This is a genomic window from Corallococcus sp. CA047B (assembly GCF_003612065.1).
GTDB classification, from domain to species: Bacteria; Myxococcota; Myxococcia; order Myxococcales; family Myxococcaceae; genus Corallococcus; species Corallococcus praedator.
In genome coordinates this window covers 1-16,364 of sequence record NZ_RAWD01000082.1, presented here as the reverse complement: position 1 = coordinate 16,364, position 16,364 = coordinate 1, and the positions used below count along the sequence as shown (strand labels likewise).

At 70.2% G+C, this 16,364-nt stretch carries 16 protein-coding genes; 12 read left to right on the top strand and 4 right to left on the bottom strand.

Going from position 1 to position 16,364, the window contains the following annotated elements; genetic code table 11:
- Positions 1–16 precede the first annotated feature (16 nt).
- From D7X74_RS15355 to D7X74_RS15305, 11 genes are all read left to right on the top strand, one after another.
- Positions 17–982, top strand: coding sequence for a lysophospholipid acyltransferase family protein (locus D7X74_RS15355; protein WP_120533709.1), 966 nt, complete (start codon positions 17–19; stop codon positions 980–982).
- Between the two features lie 13 nt (positions 983–995).
- Positions 996–1,547, top strand: a complete 552-nt coding sequence (gene lptC, locus D7X74_RS15350) for an LPS export ABC transporter periplasmic protein LptC (protein WP_120533708.1) — start codon at positions 996–998, stop codon at positions 1,545–1,547.
- Positions 1,544–2,191: an LptA/OstA family protein gene (locus D7X74_RS15345; RefSeq protein ID WP_120533707.1), complete on the top strand. Its 648-nt coding sequence runs from the start codon at positions 1,544–1,546 to the stop codon at positions 2,189–2,191. The genes lptC and D7X74_RS15345 overlap by 4 nt, the downstream gene beginning before the upstream one ends.
- The gene (lptB, locus tag D7X74_RS15340) at positions 2,188–2,931 is read left to right on the top strand and encodes an LPS export ABC transporter ATP-binding protein (protein WP_120533706.1); all 744 of its coding nucleotides are present in this window, start codon (positions 2,188–2,190) and stop codon (positions 2,929–2,931) included. Before D7X74_RS15345 ends, lptB begins: the two co-directional genes overlap by 4 nt.
- Positions 2,932–3,183: 252 nt before the next feature.
- Positions 3,184–4,704, top strand: coding sequence for an RNA polymerase factor sigma-54 (gene rpoN / locus D7X74_RS15335; protein ID WP_120533705.1), 1,521 nt, complete (start codon positions 3,184–3,186; stop codon positions 4,702–4,704).
- Positions 4,705–4,749: 45 nt separating this feature from the next.
- On the top strand, positions 4,750–5,412 hold the full coding sequence (locus tag D7X74_RS15330) for a GNAT family N-acetyltransferase (protein WP_120533704.1): 663 nt from the start codon (positions 4,750–4,752) through the stop codon (positions 5,410–5,412).
- Between the two features lie 85 nt (positions 5,413–5,497).
- A complete protein-coding gene (locus D7X74_RS15325) occupies positions 5,498–6,220 on the top strand; it encodes a hypothetical protein (protein ID WP_233595870.1) in 723 nt (240 codons plus the stop codon).
- Between the two features lie 281 nt (positions 6,221–6,501).
- Positions 6,502–7,167, top strand: a complete 666-nt coding sequence (gene hpf, locus D7X74_RS15320) for a ribosome hibernation-promoting factor, HPF/YfiA family (RefSeq protein WP_120533703.1) — start codon at positions 6,502–6,504, stop codon at positions 7,165–7,167.
- Positions 7,168–7,425: 258 nt separating this feature from the next.
- Complete coding sequence (locus D7X74_RS15315; protein ID WP_120533702.1) at positions 7,426–7,887, top strand: PTS sugar transporter subunit IIA; 462 nt, start codon at positions 7,426–7,428, stop codon at positions 7,885–7,887.
- Positions 7,888–7,912: 25 nt separating this feature from the next.
- Positions 7,913–8,758: a hypothetical protein gene (locus tag D7X74_RS15310; RefSeq protein ID WP_120533701.1), complete on the top strand. Its 846-nt coding sequence runs from the start codon at positions 7,913–7,915 to the stop codon at positions 8,756–8,758.
- A gap of 86 nt (positions 8,759–8,844) precedes the next feature.
- Positions 8,845–9,981: an alpha/beta fold hydrolase gene (locus D7X74_RS15305; RefSeq protein WP_120533700.1), complete on the top strand. Its 1,137-nt coding sequence runs from the start codon at positions 8,845–8,847 to the stop codon at positions 9,979–9,981.
- Here the strand turns inward: D7X74_RS15305 and dtd are convergent.
- The 4 genes from dtd to D7X74_RS15285 all read right to left on the bottom strand — a co-directional run bounded on the left by dtd (position 9,978) and on the right by D7X74_RS15285 (position 13,992).
- Entirely contained in the window at positions 9,978–10,439 is a 462-nt protein-coding gene (gene dtd / locus D7X74_RS15300; RefSeq protein WP_120533699.1) for a D-aminoacyl-tRNA deacylase, read from the bottom strand. The two genes, D7X74_RS15305 and dtd, sit on opposite strands and share 4 nt — an antisense overlap.
- A gap of 67 nt (positions 10,440–10,506) precedes the next feature.
- The gene (locus D7X74_RS15295) at positions 10,507–11,343 is read right to left on the bottom strand and encodes an ABC transporter permease (protein WP_120533698.1); all 837 of its coding nucleotides are present in this window, start codon (positions 11,341–11,343) and stop codon (positions 10,507–10,509) included.
- Positions 11,340–12,239, bottom strand: coding sequence for an ABC transporter permease (locus D7X74_RS15290; protein ID WP_233602112.1), 900 nt, complete (start codon positions 12,237–12,239; stop codon positions 11,340–11,342). Before D7X74_RS15290 ends, D7X74_RS15295 begins: the two co-directional genes overlap by 4 nt.
- 127 nt (positions 12,240–12,366) lie before the next feature.
- Positions 12,367–13,992: an ABC transporter substrate-binding protein gene (locus D7X74_RS15285; protein ID WP_120533696.1), complete on the bottom strand. Its 1,626-nt coding sequence runs from the start codon at positions 13,990–13,992 to the stop codon at positions 12,367–12,369.
- A gap of 156 nt (positions 13,993–14,148) precedes the next feature.
- On the opposite strand from D7X74_RS15285, the gene dacB reads away from it, so the two are divergent.
- A partial coding sequence (gene dacB / locus D7X74_RS15280) for a D-alanyl-D-alanine carboxypeptidase/D-alanyl-D-alanine-endopeptidase (RefSeq protein WP_120533720.1) occupies positions 14,149–16,364 on the top strand: 2,216 nt, incomplete at its 3' end.

Below are 16,364 nucleotides of genomic sequence, written 5' to 3'. Positions count from 1 at the left end.
GATATGGAGACGCGTCGTGGAGCGTCCCCCCTTAACAAAGCGCCTGAAGCGTTACCTGCGCTACCTGCTCATCGCCGGGATGTTGCGCCTGCTCCAGTTCCTGTCGCTGGGAACCGCACGCACCCTGGGCATGACGCTGGGCGGCTGGGCCTATGCCCTCGCGGGAGGCGAGCGCCGCAAGGCCCTCAAGTCGCTTTCCCGCGCCTTCCCCGACCGGAGCGACGCGGAGCGTGACGCGCTCGCCCGTGGCGCCTTCCGCCACCTGGCCGCCGCCGCCCTGGAGGTCGCCTCCGCGCGCGCCCTGGATACCGGGCTGGAGGCCCTGGTGTCCTGGCCCGAAGGGGACCGGGCCGTGCTGGAGGCGGCGCTCGCGAAGGGCAGGGGCGTCGTCTTCGTCTCCGGCCACGTGGGCAACTGGGAGCTGCTCGCCCGGCGCGTGGCGAAGGCGGGCTACCCCAGCCAGAGCATCGCGAAGGAGACCAGCGACCCGCGCCTCACCGCGCTCGTGGAGGACTTCCGGGCGAAGGGCGGGGTGCGCAGCATCTGGCGCGGCCAGGAGGGCGCGGCCAGGGCCATGCTCCGGGCCCTGCGGAGCGGGGAGATCCTCGGCATCCTCATCGACCAGGACACCAAGGTGCAGTCCGTCTTCGTGCCCTTCTTCGGGGAGCTGGCCGCCACCCCGCGCGCGGCGGCGGACCTGGCGCTGCGCACCGGCGCGGCCGTGGTGGTGGGCTTCTGCCAGCGCGAGGGAGAGGGCTACCGGCTCACCATGGAGGAGGTCCCCGCGCCGGAGGTGACGGAGCGCGAAGCGGCCGTCCAGGCGCTCACCGCCGCCCTGTCCCAGCGCATCGAGGCCGCCATCCGCCGGGCACCCGAACAGTGGGTGTGGATGCACCAACGCTGGAAGACGCGCCCTGTCATGGAGGCGTCGCAGGCCGCTGCCCCGGCCCTTCCCGACCCAGCGTCCGCCCCGGTGCGGTGATAAGGAAGACCCCGTGTCGCGCCTCCTTGCCTTGAGCTTCCTGGGACTCCTCGCCACCGCATGCACGCCGCGCCGCCCCGCCGAGGGCGCCCCGAGCGAGCCGCGCCCGGACGTGGTGCTGGAGGGCGCGCGCCTGCGCTCGTTCGAGGGCGAGAAGCTCCTGGTCTCCGGCTCCGCCCGGACCGTGCACTACCGGCGCGCGGGCGGCGAGGTGCAGGCGACGGATGTGGTCGTGCGCCTGCCACCCGGCCAGGGCTCACAGGGCTCGCCCCTGCCCATGGCGGGCGGCTCGGTCATCACCGCGCCGAATATGGACGGCAGCCTCGCGTCCAAGCAGTGGGTGGGCAGCGGAGGCGTCGTCGTGCGCACCGGTGACGGCATGGTGGCGCGCACGCCCAGGCTCACCTACGACGCCACGACGCAGCGGGCGCATGGCGAAGAGGGCGTGACGATGCAGGGCCCCGACTACCGGATGCGCGCGGACCGCTTCGAGCTGTCCGCGCCGGATGAGACGTTCACCTTCGAGGGCACGGTCGAGACCGTGCTGGGTGGAGCCGCGCAGTGATCGAGTTCCTCGTGATGGCGCTGTTCCTGGCCCAGCCCACGCCCGCCCAGGCCGCGAAGCCCGCGGGCCCGGCCACGGCGGGAGCGACCGCCCCGGCGACGAAGCCCGGGACCCCGGCCGCGCCGCCCGCCCCGGCCGCGCCGCTGCCCGCGCCGGGCGTGTCCCTGGCCCCCGGCAAGCTGCAGAACCCGGTGGACCTGTCCGCGGACCTCGTCTCCGGCGACCGCACCCAGGCGGTGCTCACCGGCAACGTGCGGGTGAAGCACCAGAGCATGGACATCCGCTGCGACAAGATGACCGCCTACTACAACTCCACGCGCGAGGTGACGCGCGTGGTGTGCTCCGGCAACGTGCGCGCGGTGGACGGCGACCGGCAGGCCCGGGGCGAGCGCGCCGACTACGACGTCCCCTCCGGCGTGCTGGTGGTGACGGGCTCTCCCGAAGCGCGCCAGGGCAACACCTACGTCACCGGCACCAAGGTGCGCCTCATCCTGGGCAACGAGCGCGTGGAGGTGGAGAACGCCCGCATCCTCGTGGAGTCCCCGGCCACCACCGCCGTCCCCGGCACCCGCAGGAAGACGCCCGCCGCGCCCAAGCAGGGCGCCGCCACCCCCGCCCCCGCCCCCGGGAGCACCCCTCCATGACCGGGGGCGCGAAGCTGTACGCCGAAGGGCTCCAGAAGGCCTTCCGGGGCCGCCAGGTGGTGCGGGACGTCGCCTTCAACGTCGCCCCCGGCGAGGTGGTGGGCCTGCTGGGCCCCAACGGCGCCGGCAAGACCACGAGCTTCAACATGGTCGTGGGCCTGGTGACGCCGGACGCGGGCCGGGTGCACGTGGGCGACGAGGACCTCACCCACCTGCCCATGCACCGCCGCGCGCGCCGGGGCGTGGGCTACCTGCCGCAGGAGGCCTCCGTCTTCCGCAAGCTCACGGTGCGCGAGAACTTCCTGGCCGTGCTGGAACTCCAGAAGGGCCTGGGCAGCGCCGACCGCAAGAAGCGCGCCGACACCCTCCTGGAGGAGTTCGGCCTCACCCACGTGGCCGAGTCCTGGGGGGAGACGCTCTCCGGCGGTGAGCGCCGGCGCGCCGAAATCGCCCGCAGCCTCATCCCCGCCCCCCGCTTCATCCTCTTCGACGAGCCCTTCGCCGGCGTGGACCCCATCAACGTGGGCGACCTCCAGCGGCAGATCCACCTGCTGCGCGAGCGGGGCCTGGGCATCCTCATCACCGACCACAACGTCCAGGACACCCTGGGCATCTGTGACCGGGCCTACATCATCGCACAGGGGCAGATCCTCGAAGAGGGGACCCCCGCGCAGATCGCCGGGTCCGCCCGCGCGCGCGCCGTCTACCTGGGAGACCGCTTCCGTCTCCAGGCCCCTTGACGGTTCGCACTGTTCGTACGTCTCCAGATGCTCAGCGTGAAGTTGGCCCCGCTTTTGCGTCGACGTTTGAACACAGGGCAGGCAGGCGGGGGTTGCGGCAACCTTCTGGATTTCTTGCGGATTTTTCACACTGCAAATCAAGAACCATGCGGAGGGGCACTGGACGTGGCCGGATCGCCTTGTTAGGTTGGCACGGTCCTTGATGGGAACCCCCATCGAGTCGGCACGCACGTCTTCTGGAGACGCCCCCACATGGCGATGGAACTCAAACAGAGCCTGAAGCTCGCGCAGCAGCTGGTGATGACGCCCCAGCTGCAGCAGGCCATCAAGCTCCTCCAGCTCTCTCGGATGGAACTCCTGGACCAGGTCCGGGAGGAGATGGAGCAGAACCCGCTCCTGGAGCAGCCCGAGGAGGGCATGCCGGGCGAGGTCAGTGAGAAGGAGCCGGGCGAGGCCTCGCTGGAGGCCGACAACGCCGAGGCCGTCCGCGACGGCGACATGCCTTCCGCGAATCCCGAGACGGCCCAGGATTTCAAGGCGGACGGGGAAGGCCCGCCGGAAATCGACTGGGAGGCGTACCTCAACAGCTACCAGTTCAACGAGCCCACCACCGCCTCCAACAAGGGCAACGTGGCCACGGACGACCTGCCGTCGTTCGAAGCCAACATGGTGAAGAAGGAGGACCTGGTCGACCACCTCCAGGAGCAGCTGGGCACGCTGCGGCTCAACGAGGCCGAGCGCCGCGTGGCGGTGCTCATCCTGGGCAACCTGGACGACGACGGCTACCTCAAGCTCCCGGACGTGGAGGGCGACCCGCTCATCCGCCTGTCCAACGAGGCGGACGTGCCCATGCACGTCGCCGAGCGCACCCTGCGCCGCATCCAGAACCTGGAGCCCCGCGGCTGTGGCGCGCGCGACCTCCAGGAGTGCCTGCTCATCCAGCTCCAGGCGATGAAGGACCCGAGCGCCGCGCTCATGGGCCTCATCATCAAGCGGCACATGAAATATCTGGAAAGCAAGAACCTGCCGGCCATCGCCAAGGACCTCAAGGTCACCCTGGAAGAGGTCGTGGCGGCGGCCAGGCTGCTGCCCAAGCTGGACCCGCGGCCGGGCCGCAACTTCAGCGGGGACGACGCGCAGTACATCACCCCCGACGTCTTCGTCTACAAGCTGGGCGAGGAGGACTACACCGTCGTCCTCAACGACGACGGCCTGTCCAAGCTGCGCATCTCCGGCATGTATCGGAACGCGCTGAAGAACGGCGCGGTGAGCCCTGGCCAGACGAAGGACTTCATCCAGGACAAGCTGCGCAGCGCAATGTGGCTCATCCGCTCCATCCACCAGCGGCAGCGGACCATCTACAAGGTCACCGAGAGCATCGTGAAGTTCCAGAAGGACTTCCTGGACAAGGGCATCGCGCACCTGAAGCCCCTCATCCTGCGCGACGTGGCGGAGGACATCGGCATGCACGAGTCCACCGTCAGCCGCGTGACGACGAGCAAGTACGTGCACACGCCGCAGGGCATCTTCGAGCTGAAGTACTTCTTCAACTCGTCCATCGCGCGCGTGTCCGGCGAGGACACGGCCAGCGAAGCGGTGAAGCACCACATCAAGCAGCTCGTGTCGCAGGAAGACTCGCGCAACCCGTACTCGGACCAGAAGATTGTCGAGCTGCTGCGTTCGCAGGGCACCGAAATCGCCCGGCGCACGGTGGCCAAGTACCGCGAGGTGCTGGGCATCCTCCCCAGCAGCAAGCGCAAGCGCTACTACTAGCGCTTTGTCTCAACCGGCCCTGCCCGTCAGGGCCGGAGTTGGGGCATGAAGCGGTCCATGGACCCCGTGCCCCCTGCTTCCTTCCCCGGTGACGCCGACGCTCCCCGCCGGGAGCCCCTGCCCCTGGTCGTCCCGCCTGTCACGCTGGAGGGGACCACGGTGCGGCTGGTGCCGTTGAGCACCGACCACGTGCCCGCGCTCGCGGCGCTCTGCGAACCGGAGCTGTTCACGCACTTCTCACGCGTGCTGCGCACGGAAGCGGACGTGGCGGACTACGTCGCCTCCGCGCTCAAGGCCCGGGCCGCGGGCACCGAGCAGCCCTTCGCCATCTGCCTGCGCGAAGGCGGGGACGTGGTGGGCACCACGCGCTTCATGGAGATCCAGCGTGACTTCCGCACGCTTGAAATCGGCTCCACGTGGCTGGGCCGGCGGGTGTGGCGCTCGCGGGTGAACACCGAGTGCAAGTACCTGCTGCTTCGCCACGCGTTCGACACGCTGGCGGTGATGCGCGTGCAGTTGAAGACCGACCGGCGCAACGTGCGCTCGCGCGCGGCCATCGAGCGGCTGGGGGCCACGTTCGAGGGCCTCCTGCGCAACCACATGCTGGTGCGCGGCGGCATCGTGCGCGACAGCGCGTACTACAGCGTCCTCGACACGGAGTGGGCGGGCGTGCGGGCACGGCTCACCGGACTGCTCGCGCGGGAGTGATAGGGTCGCGGGCCCTATGTCCCTTCCCCTGTCTTCTTCGCTGTCTCGCTGGTCTGTTCGTGGAATCGGAGCCTTTGGGGCCCTCGTGTCGCTGGCCGGCTGTGGCGGCGGCGAGACGAAGGTGATGTCGCTGGCGGAGCTGTCGGGCCGCTCGCTCACCTACGCGCTGACGGACGTGGACGACGAGGAGACGCCGGACGCGCAGGGCGCGCACCGCTTCACGGTCAGCTACTCCGTGGAGGACGGCCCGTGTTCGCGCTTCGCGGACGACGTGACGGCCACCCTCAACGGCCAGCCCATGACGCTGGTGCCGGGCGGCGCGTCGGACGTGGGCGGGCGCGGGGACGCGTGCGAGAACAGCCGCGCGTACTTCAACTACGACCCGGGCGCCTGGGGCCGCGAACCGGTGGGCGACATCACCGTGCAGCTCCAGGACGCGACCCACACCGTGCGCCTGGTGCTCCAGAACGCCAAGGCCAAGCGCAGCTTCACGTTCCAGGAAGAGGGCACCCCGGACAAGCTGCGCGTCGGACAGACGTACGCCTTTCTCTGGGAGCCCGCGACGGAGGTGCCCGGTCCCGTCAGCGTGATGATCATGCGCGAGGGGGGCAGGGCGCCCGGCACCCTCACCGCCACGCAGGAGGGTGGCAAGGTGAGCCTCACGATTCCCACCACCACGCCGCAGGCGAACCATCTGCTCAGCATGGAGGCGAGCCTCGCGGGCATCGTGCGCGAGTGCGTGGGCGTGGCGTCGTGCGACGGTTCCATCTTCCACTCGCAGGACTTCGTCATCGCCGTCGTGCCCTGAAGTCTTCGCGTTTCGTCAATGGCGAAGTACCGGACTTTCAGGGGCGGGATGCTGCTCGCGTGACAGGGTGATTCAGACGGCCCGGGCCGGAAAATGGAACCCGGGTCGGAATCACCTTCACGTGGTGTGCACCGGACACAACACGTGTCCTCTGGCGGTCGCTTGCGCGGCCGCGTGTCGTGGACGGGAAGTTCCTACGTGGGGGGCCGGGTTGCTTTCGGCGTGGGCTCCGTCTCTGATCTGTGACGGAGCTTACCTCTCTCCCTAGGAGGCGACCACGCATGCAGCTCAACATCACCTTCCGTCAGTTCGGAGCGTCGGATTCCCTGAAGGAATACGCCCGTGAAAAGGTCGATCGGGTGAACCGACTGTTGGACCGGGCTGGAGAGGCCCACGTGGTCCTGTCGCTGGAGCGGCACCTGCACCACGCGGACATCACCATCCACTCGGGCGCCTGGGTCCTCCGAGGCCGCGAGAAGAGCGATGACATGTACGCCTCCATCGACCTGGCGATGGACAAGATCGAGCGCCAGCTGCGCCGCTACCGCGACAAGCTCAAGTCGCACCACGGCAAGGAGAAGGTCCATCACCGCCAGGACCTGGTGAACACCCTCAAGGTCCGCCACGACGTCTTCGAGGTCTCCGAGTCCCTGGAGTCCACCGAACCCGCCGAGGCGTCGCAGCCGCCCGCCGCCACGCCGTCCCACGACACCGCGCAGGCGGCCGAGTCGGGGATCGCGCGCCTGGTGCGCACCACGCATCTGGCCATCCAGTCGCTGTCGGTGGACGACGCGGTGATGCAGATGAACCTGATGAACAACGACTTCTACGTGTTCCAGAACCAGCAGTCGCACGCGCTGTCCATCGTCTACCGCCGCAAGGAAGGCGGGTTCGGGCTCATTGAACCGCACCTGCCCTCCGAACCGGTGGCCGCCACCGGCACCTGACCCGACCTTCCAGGTTCGGAGGCTGGAGTCATGAGTCCGGTCCGCCCCCCACGCCGCTCACGCGCGGGGGGCGGGAAGGGAAGCCGTGGGCACGGGGGCAGACCCAGGGGTTCTGGCAGGCAGCGGAGCCCTGGGGGCTGATGCGCAGTGAGCGAAGCGCTTTCCACCGCCCAGGCATCCCTTGCGCGAATCCAGTGTGAGGAGTAATTGCCGGCCGAGGAATCATTGCCGGCCCGGAGCGCCAGTGCGGGAGCGCCATTGAGAATCGCCGATTTCCTCAGCCCCCAAGCAGTCGTCGCGGACATGCAGGCCCGCACGAAGCCGGAGGTGCTGCGCGAGCTGAGTGCCACGCTGGCGCGGGCGCACCCGAGTTTGCGCGAGGACCGGCTGGTGGCGGTGCTCCAGGAGCGGGAGAAGCTGGGCAGCACGGGCATTGGCGAGGGCGTGGCCATCCCCCACGGCAAGCTGGCGGGCATGGACAGTCTCCAGGCGGCCTTCTGCGTGTCGCGCACGGGGGTGGACTTCGAGGCCATCGACGGCAAGCCCACGCACCTGTTCTTCGCGCTGGTGGCGCCGGAGAACAGCGCGGGGGTGCACCTGAAGGCGCTCGCCCGCATCTCGCGCCTGTTCAAGAATCCGCGCTTCCGGGCCGCCATCCTGGAAGCTCCCACGGCGTCGGACATCCACGCCCTCATCGTCCAGGAAGACGCGCGGCCCTGAAGGCCGCACAGGAAGGCGCCCCCCCATGGACGTCGTCCTGCGTCCCATCAACGACCGCTTCTTCCACGAGCAGGTGCTGCCCTTCTTCACGCGCGCCATGGGGGATGCCTCCGGCGCGTTGGAACTGCTGGCGAGCCAGCTCGGTGACGCGCAGGCCTTCACGCTCTGCCAGCGGCTGGCCATGTCGGCGCTGCCAGGGGGCGTGGGGTCGCTCGACTCGGATGGGTGGATGGACCTGGTGGACCGGCTCGTCTTCCAGCCCTGGCAGGAGGGGCCCGGCGGCTGGGAGGTGGCCGGCGCGCACGGGGGCTACGCGGACGAATGGGACGAGGCGCTGAACCTGGCGCTGATGGTGGAGGATCCGGCCTATCCGTACTGGGACATCCGGGCGTCGCGGGCGGTGCGGGACAGCTTCCGGCTCAGGCCGCCTGGGGAGCAGGGGCTGGCGTCGCTCCTGGCCGGGCAGTGGGATCCGTTCCCGGACTTCCCGCCGGACCGCGTCTTCGTCACGCAGGGCCGGGGTGAGTACGCGGCGAAGGAGCGCTTCGCCTTCGCGGACTGGGCCTGGAGGCCCGCGCGAACGGTGGCGCACTGGCAGGTGAACCTGCCGCGCAAGCTGGAGCGGCTGCTGGCGCGCGAGCAGGAGCGGATGAAGCTGCCGGTGCTGCCGGAGCGCGAAGAGGTGCTGGGGTACTGGTCGGGCCGCGTGGCCCAGCCGCCGCCGCTCTCCGTGCTGTTCTCCGGGCTGGGCCCGAACGCGGCCACGTGGATCCGCGAGCTGGGCGCGCTCACCCTGCACCTGCGCACCGCGGCGCAGACGAAGCAGGGGCTGGCGGCGCTGGTGACGCGCGGGACCACCGTCCGCCTGTGACGGCCCGGGCCCATCGCAATGGGCCTGTCGCCGGGAGGTAGTCCAACCGCAGCGCAGGCCGCTCCCACGACTTGGAGGATTCCGCCATGTTCCGTCGCTCCCTGGTTGGTTCCGTGGTTCCCCGCGCGTCCCGAGGCGGGCGCATCCTCGGCGCGCTGCTCCTCTCCTCGGCCCTGGTGACGGGAGGCTGTGCCTCCTCGAAGAAGGCGACCGAGGCTCCGCGCACGGACGTCGCGTCGCTCTATGGCCCGGATGCGGCCTATGCGGTGGGCGTCACCCAGTCGCTGTCCTTCGAGGACCCGGTCCGCCACCGCACGCTGAAGCCGCTCATCTGGTATCCGGTGGCGCCCGGTACGCCGGTGGACGACCGCGCGCCCTCGGACGTGTTCAAGCCCTTCTATGGGGCCAAGGACGCACCGCTGTCGGACGCGCAGGCGCGCTGGCCGCTGGTGTTGCTGTCACACGGCAGCGGTGGGTCGGGCATCGACCTGTCCTGGTTCGGCGCGCACCTGGCGGCGCACGGCTTCATCGTCCTGTCGCTGAACCACCCGGGCAACTCCTACAAGGACACGAGCCCGGAAGGCTTCGCGCGCGCCTATGAGCGGCCGAAGGACTTCACGGTCATCCTGGACAATCTCTTGAAGGATCCGAAGTGGGGCCCGCGCGTGGATCCGGAGCGCATCGGCGCGTCGGGACACTCCATGGGCGGCTACACGGCGATGGCGCTGGTGGGCCTGCGGCTGAACCTGGAGTGGATCGAAAAGCGCTGCACGACGCTCGGCACCCGCGAGGAGATTGGCTGCGAGGCCCTGCGCGACGTGGACTATGGCCGCATCGACATGAAGGAGTCGCGCGCGTCGTACCTGGACCCGCGCGTGAAGGCGGCCTTCGCGATGGCGCCGGGAATGGCGGCCTCCTTCGAGACCCAGGACACGGCGGACATCCAGAAGCCCGTGGAGCTCATCCTCGCGAAGGGCGATGAGCTGATGCCGCACGAGCAGCACGGCCTGCAACTGTCCGGGCGCCTGCCTCCAGCGACCACGACGACGGTGGTGCTGGACGACGCGGGTCACTTCACCTTCCTGCCCGAGTGCTACCCGAAGGGCTTCGAGGTCATCGCGATGCTGTGCAAGGACCCGGTGGCGGGGACGCGCGCGACGTCGCAGGCGCGCACGAAGGCGGAAGGCGTGGCGTTCTTCCGGCGCACGCTGGACGTGCGTTAGGTCGGAGCGCCAGGTTTCGGCGGACTCTCCAGCAGGATGGTGACGGGCCCGTCGTTGATCAGCGCGACCTTCATGTCCGCGCCGAAGATGCCGGTGCCCACGGAGAGGCCGCGCTTGCGCAGGGCTTCACATGCGCGCTCGTAGAGGGCCTTGGCCGCGACCGGCTCCATCGCGTCGATGAAGCTGGGCCGGCGGCCCTTGCGTGCATCCCCGTAGAGGGTGAACTGGCTCACGACGATGAGCTGCTTGGAGGTGTCCTCCAGCGACAGGTTCATCTTCCCGTCCGCGTCCTCGAAGATGCGCAGCAGGGCCAGCTTTTCCACCATCCACGCGAGGTCCGCGTCGGTGTCGCCCTTGCCCACGCCCAGGAGCACGAGCAGCCCGGGGCCCATCTCGCTCACGCGTTGGCCGTCCACCGTCACCGACGCTTCCAGCACCCGCTGCACCACGGCCTTCATCGCGCATCACCTCCAGAGGTCCCGCCCGTGCTTCCTGCCAGGGCGGGCCCAGGGCTTCAAGCGCGACTCACGTCCCCTGGTGACGCGGATCCATCGCGTCGCGAAGCGCATCGCCCAGCAGGTTGAAGCCCAGCACGGTGACGGCCAGGGCGATGCCGGGAAAGAGGGCCACGTGCGGCGCCACCAGCAGGTACTGCGTCCCCTGGTCCACCAGCGCGCCCCACGAAGGCGTGCCCGGTGGGACGCCCAGGCCCAGGAAGCTCAGGGACGCCTCCGCGACGATGGCCCCCGGCAGCGCGAACGTCGCCTGCACGAGCAACGGCCCCGCGGCATTGGGCAGCAGGTGCCGCAGGAGGATGCGCCCGGGGCCGCTGCCCAGCGCGCGAGCGGCCTGCACGTAGTCACGCTCGCGCAGGGTGAGCACCTGCCCCCGCGTCAGTCGCGCGTAGCCCGTCCACCCGGTGAAGGAGAGGGCGAAGACGACGTTGGCGAGGCTGGGGCCCAGCACGGAGGTGATGAACAGCGCCAGCAGGATGCCGGGGAAGGCGAGCAGCACGTCCACCAGCCGCATCAACCCCTCGTCCACGAGTCCACCCGCGTACCCCGCGATGCCTCCCAACGTGATGCCCAGGACGCCCGACAACAGGACGGCGAAGAAGGACACCTCCAGCGACACACGCGCGCCATGCAGCACGTGGGTGAGCACGTCGATGCCGTTCTCCCCCGTGCCCAGCAGGTGCCCCGGGCCCGGACGTGCCAGCTCCCGCGTGAGGTCGATGGCGTCCGGCGAATGGGGACTGAGCCACGGGGCGAACAGCGCGGTGAACACCCAGACGCACGCCACGGCGAGCCCGAACCGGGCACCCCACGACCGCAACCGGAAGCGACGGGCCGCGCCGCTCATGAGCGCCTCCGCACGCGAGGATCGACCCACGCATAGGCCGCATCGGTGAGCGTGTTCACCAGCACGTAGCAGAAGGTGAAGAGCAGCACGGTGGCGCGCACGGTGTTGTAGTCGCGCTTCTCGATGGCGGTGAGCAGCAGCGTGCCCATGCCCGGCCACGCGAACACCTTCTCCGTCACGATGGCTCCGCCCAGCAGTGCGCCGAACTCCAGGCCCAGCACGGTCACCAGCGGCAGCAGTGCGTTGCGGAAGGCGTGCTTCCACAGCACCACGCGAGGTGACAGCCCCTTGGCCCGAGCCACGGTGACGTAGTCCTCCCGCAGCGCCTCCAGCATCGTCGCGCGAGTCATCCGCGCGAGGAACGCGGCCAGCGCGGTGCCCAGCGTGAACGCCGGCAGCACGAGGTGCCGCCATGACTCCGCGCCCGACACCGGCAACCAGTCCAGCTTGAGCGCGAAGAGGATGATGAGCACCGGGCCCAGCCAGAAGCGGGGCAGGGCGACGCCCGCCACCGACACGCCCATCGCCACCGCATCCACGGGAGTGCCCCGCCGCGCCGCCGCCATCACGCCCAGGGGTAGTGCCAGCAACAGGGACACGGCCATCGCCGCCACCGTGAGCAGCAGCGTGTACGGCAGCGCGGCGCCCAGGGCCGGCAGCACCTTGCGCTGGAACGGGGGCAGCGACGTGCGCAGCTCCCCCGTGGCCAGGTCGCGCGTGAACGTCCAGAGCTGCGCGTACCAGGGCAGGTCCAACCCTACCGCCCGTCGCAGCGCCGCGCGGTCCACCTGCGTCGCCTGTTCCCCCAGCATCACGTCCACCGGATCCCCGGGCACGAGGTACAGGAACAGCGACACCAGCAACAGCGCGCCAACGAGCGCGATGGCTGCGGACACCAGTCGCTTCCTCAAGGCGCCCTCCCCATGTCGCTCATGGGTGTCATTTCAGGCACGAGGTCGCGGCGCGGCGACACCCACCGCCGTGTTCCAACGAGCGCGATGGCCGCCGGCACCCATCGCTTCCTCACGGCGCCCTCCCGGTGTCGGCCGCAGGTGTCACTTCCCGCGCCTTCGCCAGCGGCGTGAGCAGCCCGTGCGCGCTGGGCTCGAAGTCCGCGAGCCTCGACGACACCACCGCGACACTCGCCTCGTGCCACAGGGGGATGACGGGCAGGAGCGCATCCAGCTCCTGCTGCGCCCGGGCATACAGCGCCCGCCGCTCCTCGCGGGGAGCCTGAGTCGCCGCGTCCAGCACGCGGTCCAGCCCCGGCGCCTTCAGCGCGCCCCGGTTGAAACCGCCCCAGTGGTTCTCCGGCCCGGGGATGTTCCCGGAATGGAACGCGCCTCTCAGCAGGTCCGGCTCCATCACGGCGGCCCACTTCAACGTGAACAGCTCGAAGCGGCCCCGGCGCACGTCCTCGAAGAACGTGCCGAACTCCAGCGCGCGCACCTCGATGGCCACGCCCCCCCGAGCAAGCTGCTCCTTGAGCACCAGCGCCACCGCGCGCCGGAACCGGTCCGTGCTCGTCTTGAAGGTGAACGCCAGCCGGGGCTTCCCCCCGGGCCCATCCGGATCCGGATACCCCGCCGCGTCCAGCAACCGCCCCGCCTCCTCCGGTGAATACCCGCACGCGGGCGTGGCCGTGAACGCCCAGTGCTCCCGAGGCAACATGCTGGACGCGGGCTCCGCCAGCCCATGCAGCTTGTGCTCCACCAGCGGGCCCACGTCGATGAGGTGGCACAGCGCCTGCCTCACGCGCACGTCCGCCAGCGGCCCCTCGCGCAGGTTGACGCCCACATAGGTGAAGCCCGTGCCCGGCTTCGTCACGACGCGCAGGTGGGGCGCTTCCCGGAGCGCGGGCAGCACCGCCGGGGACACCCCGTTGACCACCAGGTCCGCCCGGCCCTTGAGCAATTCCAGCACCCGCGTCGTCTCATCCCGCACCACCCGGAACGTCAGCCGCGAGAGCGCGGGCGTCCCGCCGTGCCAGCCCGCGAAGGGCGTGAGCGTCAGGTGCTCCTCGTCCGGCCAGGACTCGAAGCGGAAGGGGCCCGCGCCCACCGGGTGCGTGGCCTGGGCCTCGATGCCCTGGGGGCCGGCGCGCTCGGCGGGGAGGATGGCCGCGGAAAGTTCCGCCAAGAGGGGCGCGTAGGGGCGCTTCAGGTGGAAGCGCACCGTGCGGGCATCCACCACCTCCACCCGTTCCAGGGACTCGTAGCGTTCGCGCTTGGGACTGCCCAGCGCCGGGTCGCGCAGGCTGTCATAGGTGGCCTTCACGTCCTCGGCGGTGAGGGCGGTGCCGTCGTGGAAGGTGAGGCCCGGCCGCAGGACGAACTCCACCACCGTGGCGGACACGTCACGGAAGGACTCCGCCAGTTGGGGCACCGGCGAACTGGCGTCGTCGAAGGTGAGCAGCCCCGGGCTGATGAGCTGCGCCAGCCGTTGTCCATGGGCCGTGAGGGCGAAGCGATCGTCCAGACTGTCCGGTGGTGCCTCCAGCAACACCGTGATGCCGGCCGGGGGCGCTTTTTCGCGGCAGCCGGCGTAAAGCAGCAGGGCCAGCGTGGCGGACACCACCCGGACGGCGGCGCGGAAGGGCAGGGGAGGCATGGCGTCTGTCACGGACCGGATGTCAGGGGGAACGTCCATGCTGCGACAGCATCCTCTTGGTTTCCAGGAAGCAGGCAGGCGGGCATGCCTTCTTCCGGAGGAGCGAGCGCCCAGGCATGCAGGTCGCCGGGCCCCCACCCTTGCCGCCCCTTTCATCCCTTCTTCATAATGGTTCGCGACTTCCCCGGAGCGTGCGTGCAGGTTTTTCGAGCCAGACCCTTCTGGGCAGCGACCGCCATTGCCTTGTGGCTGCCGTCCGCCACCCTTGCCGCGTCGCCGTCCAACGACAAAAAGGCTGAACGCGAGGCGCTGAAGAACGCGCTCGTGCAGGTCATGCAGCGCACCGCGCTCAAGAGCAGCCGCGTCGGCGTGCACATGCAGAGCCTGGACGACGGCACGGTGGTGTTCAGCCACAACGCGGACGAACTGCTCAACCCCGCCTCCAACGTGAAGCTCGTCACGTCCTCCGCGGCGCTCGTGGCCCTGGGGCCGGAGTACCGCTACGAGACGGAGTTCCTCGTCGAGCCGGAGCTGCCCACCGACGGCAAGGTCAAGACGCTCTACGTGCGCGGCAAGGGCGACCCCACCATCACCACGGAGCGCCTGTACGGCATCACCTCCGAGCTGCTCCACGCCGGCCTGCGCGAGGTGCAGGACATCATCGTGGACGACTCCTGGTTCGATCCCGAGCGCACCCCGCCCGGCTACGACCAGGAGGACTCCGACCGCGCGTACATGGCGCCCACCGGCGCGGTGAGCCTCAACTGGAACGCGGTGGCCGTCTACGTGCGCTCCGGCCCCGGCGGCAAGGCCGTGGTGGACATGGAGCCGCCCAGCGACTTCTTCCTCGTGGAGAACACCGTCACCAGCGGCCCCGGTCGCGCGCGGCGCGTGTCCGTGAAGTCCGACGCGTTCGGGGAACGGCAGAAGATCGTCGTGAAGGGCCAGGTGCCCGACGAGCGCGGCGCGGTGAGCGTCTGGAAGAAGATCGACAGCCCGCCCCTGTACTTCGGCAACACGCTCAAGCAGCTGCTCGTCTCGCGCGGCGTGAAGGTGAAGGGCAAGGTGAAGCAGGGCCTGACGCCCTCGCGCGCCCGCATGGTGCACGTGTCCCAGTCCGACACGTTCGACATCGTCCTCAAGCGCCTCAACAAGCTGTCCAGCAACTTCGTCGCGGAGACGCTCCTCAAGACGATGGGCGCGGAGCTGCGCGGCGCGCCGGGCTCGTTCGCCAAGGGCATCGACGTGGTGGAGGAGTTCCTGGAGCGCGACGTGGGCCTGCCGCGAGGCACCTACGTGATGAAGAACGGCAGCGGTCTGAACGACGCCAACCGCTTCTCCACCGCGCAGATGGACCGGCTGTTGCGCCACATGTACGAGCGCTTCCCGCTGGCCCCGGAGTACCTGTCCTCGCTGGGCATCGCCGGCAAGGACGGCACGCTCAAGTACCGCTTCGACGGCACGGACGCCGTGGGCCGACTGCGCGCGAAGACGGGCACCCTGGAAGGCGTCTCCGCGCTCAGCGGCTACGTGCAGTCCGCGGGCGGGGAGAAGTTCTCCTTCTCCATCATGGTCAACGACTACGCGGGCCGCGCGGGCCCCGTCGTCGCCGGCATGGACGCGCTGGGCGCGGCGGTGGCCGCCACCGGCTCCACCCTGGGGCCAGGCACCGCGGTGGCCTCGCTCGCGGACGGGCCCAAGGCCGTCGCGGGCGCCACGGCGGACGTGGCCAACCGCATCAAGACGTACCTGGAGCTGGGCAAGCAGCGCGACCAACGCAACATCGGCTTCTTGCGCACCGCATGGCGCAGCGAGCGCGACCCCGCCGTGCGCGCCGTGCTGGCGGAGAGCCTCTACCAGTCCAACCCGCACGACTACCTGGGCACGCGTACGCTCCTGGACAGCTACTCTGCGGGCGATGACGTCTACGGCCGGCTGCGGCAGGTGGCGCACACGCTGGAAGTGGGCGTCCCCGGCGTCAGCTCCATGGTGGAGCTGGCCGCGGGCGGCAACACGGAGGCCATGGCCCGGGTGATGGAGCTGTGCCGCGCCTCCGCCCTCTCCGGTGACCTGGACGCGCAGGTGGAGATGGCCAGCGGCATGGGGGAGGTCGCCCGCACGGCGCCCCAGGAGCTGGTGACGACCCTGCGCACCTCCAGCGCCGCGGAGCGCGACGCCGCCACCACGCTGCTGGCCCGGGGCCTGGTGCGCAGCGGCGACATGGAGCACCCGTTCTGGAAGTCGCTGCGCAAGCTGGGCACGGCGGGCACGGATCCCCAGGTCGTCAGCTTCGCCAAGGGCCTGGACACCACCCTCACCACCAAGTCGGCCGAAGCCCGCGCGATGAAGGCCCAGCCCGTGGAGGTGGTGGCCCCCGCGTCCAACACCCCCGGCGCGCCCACCACCTCCAC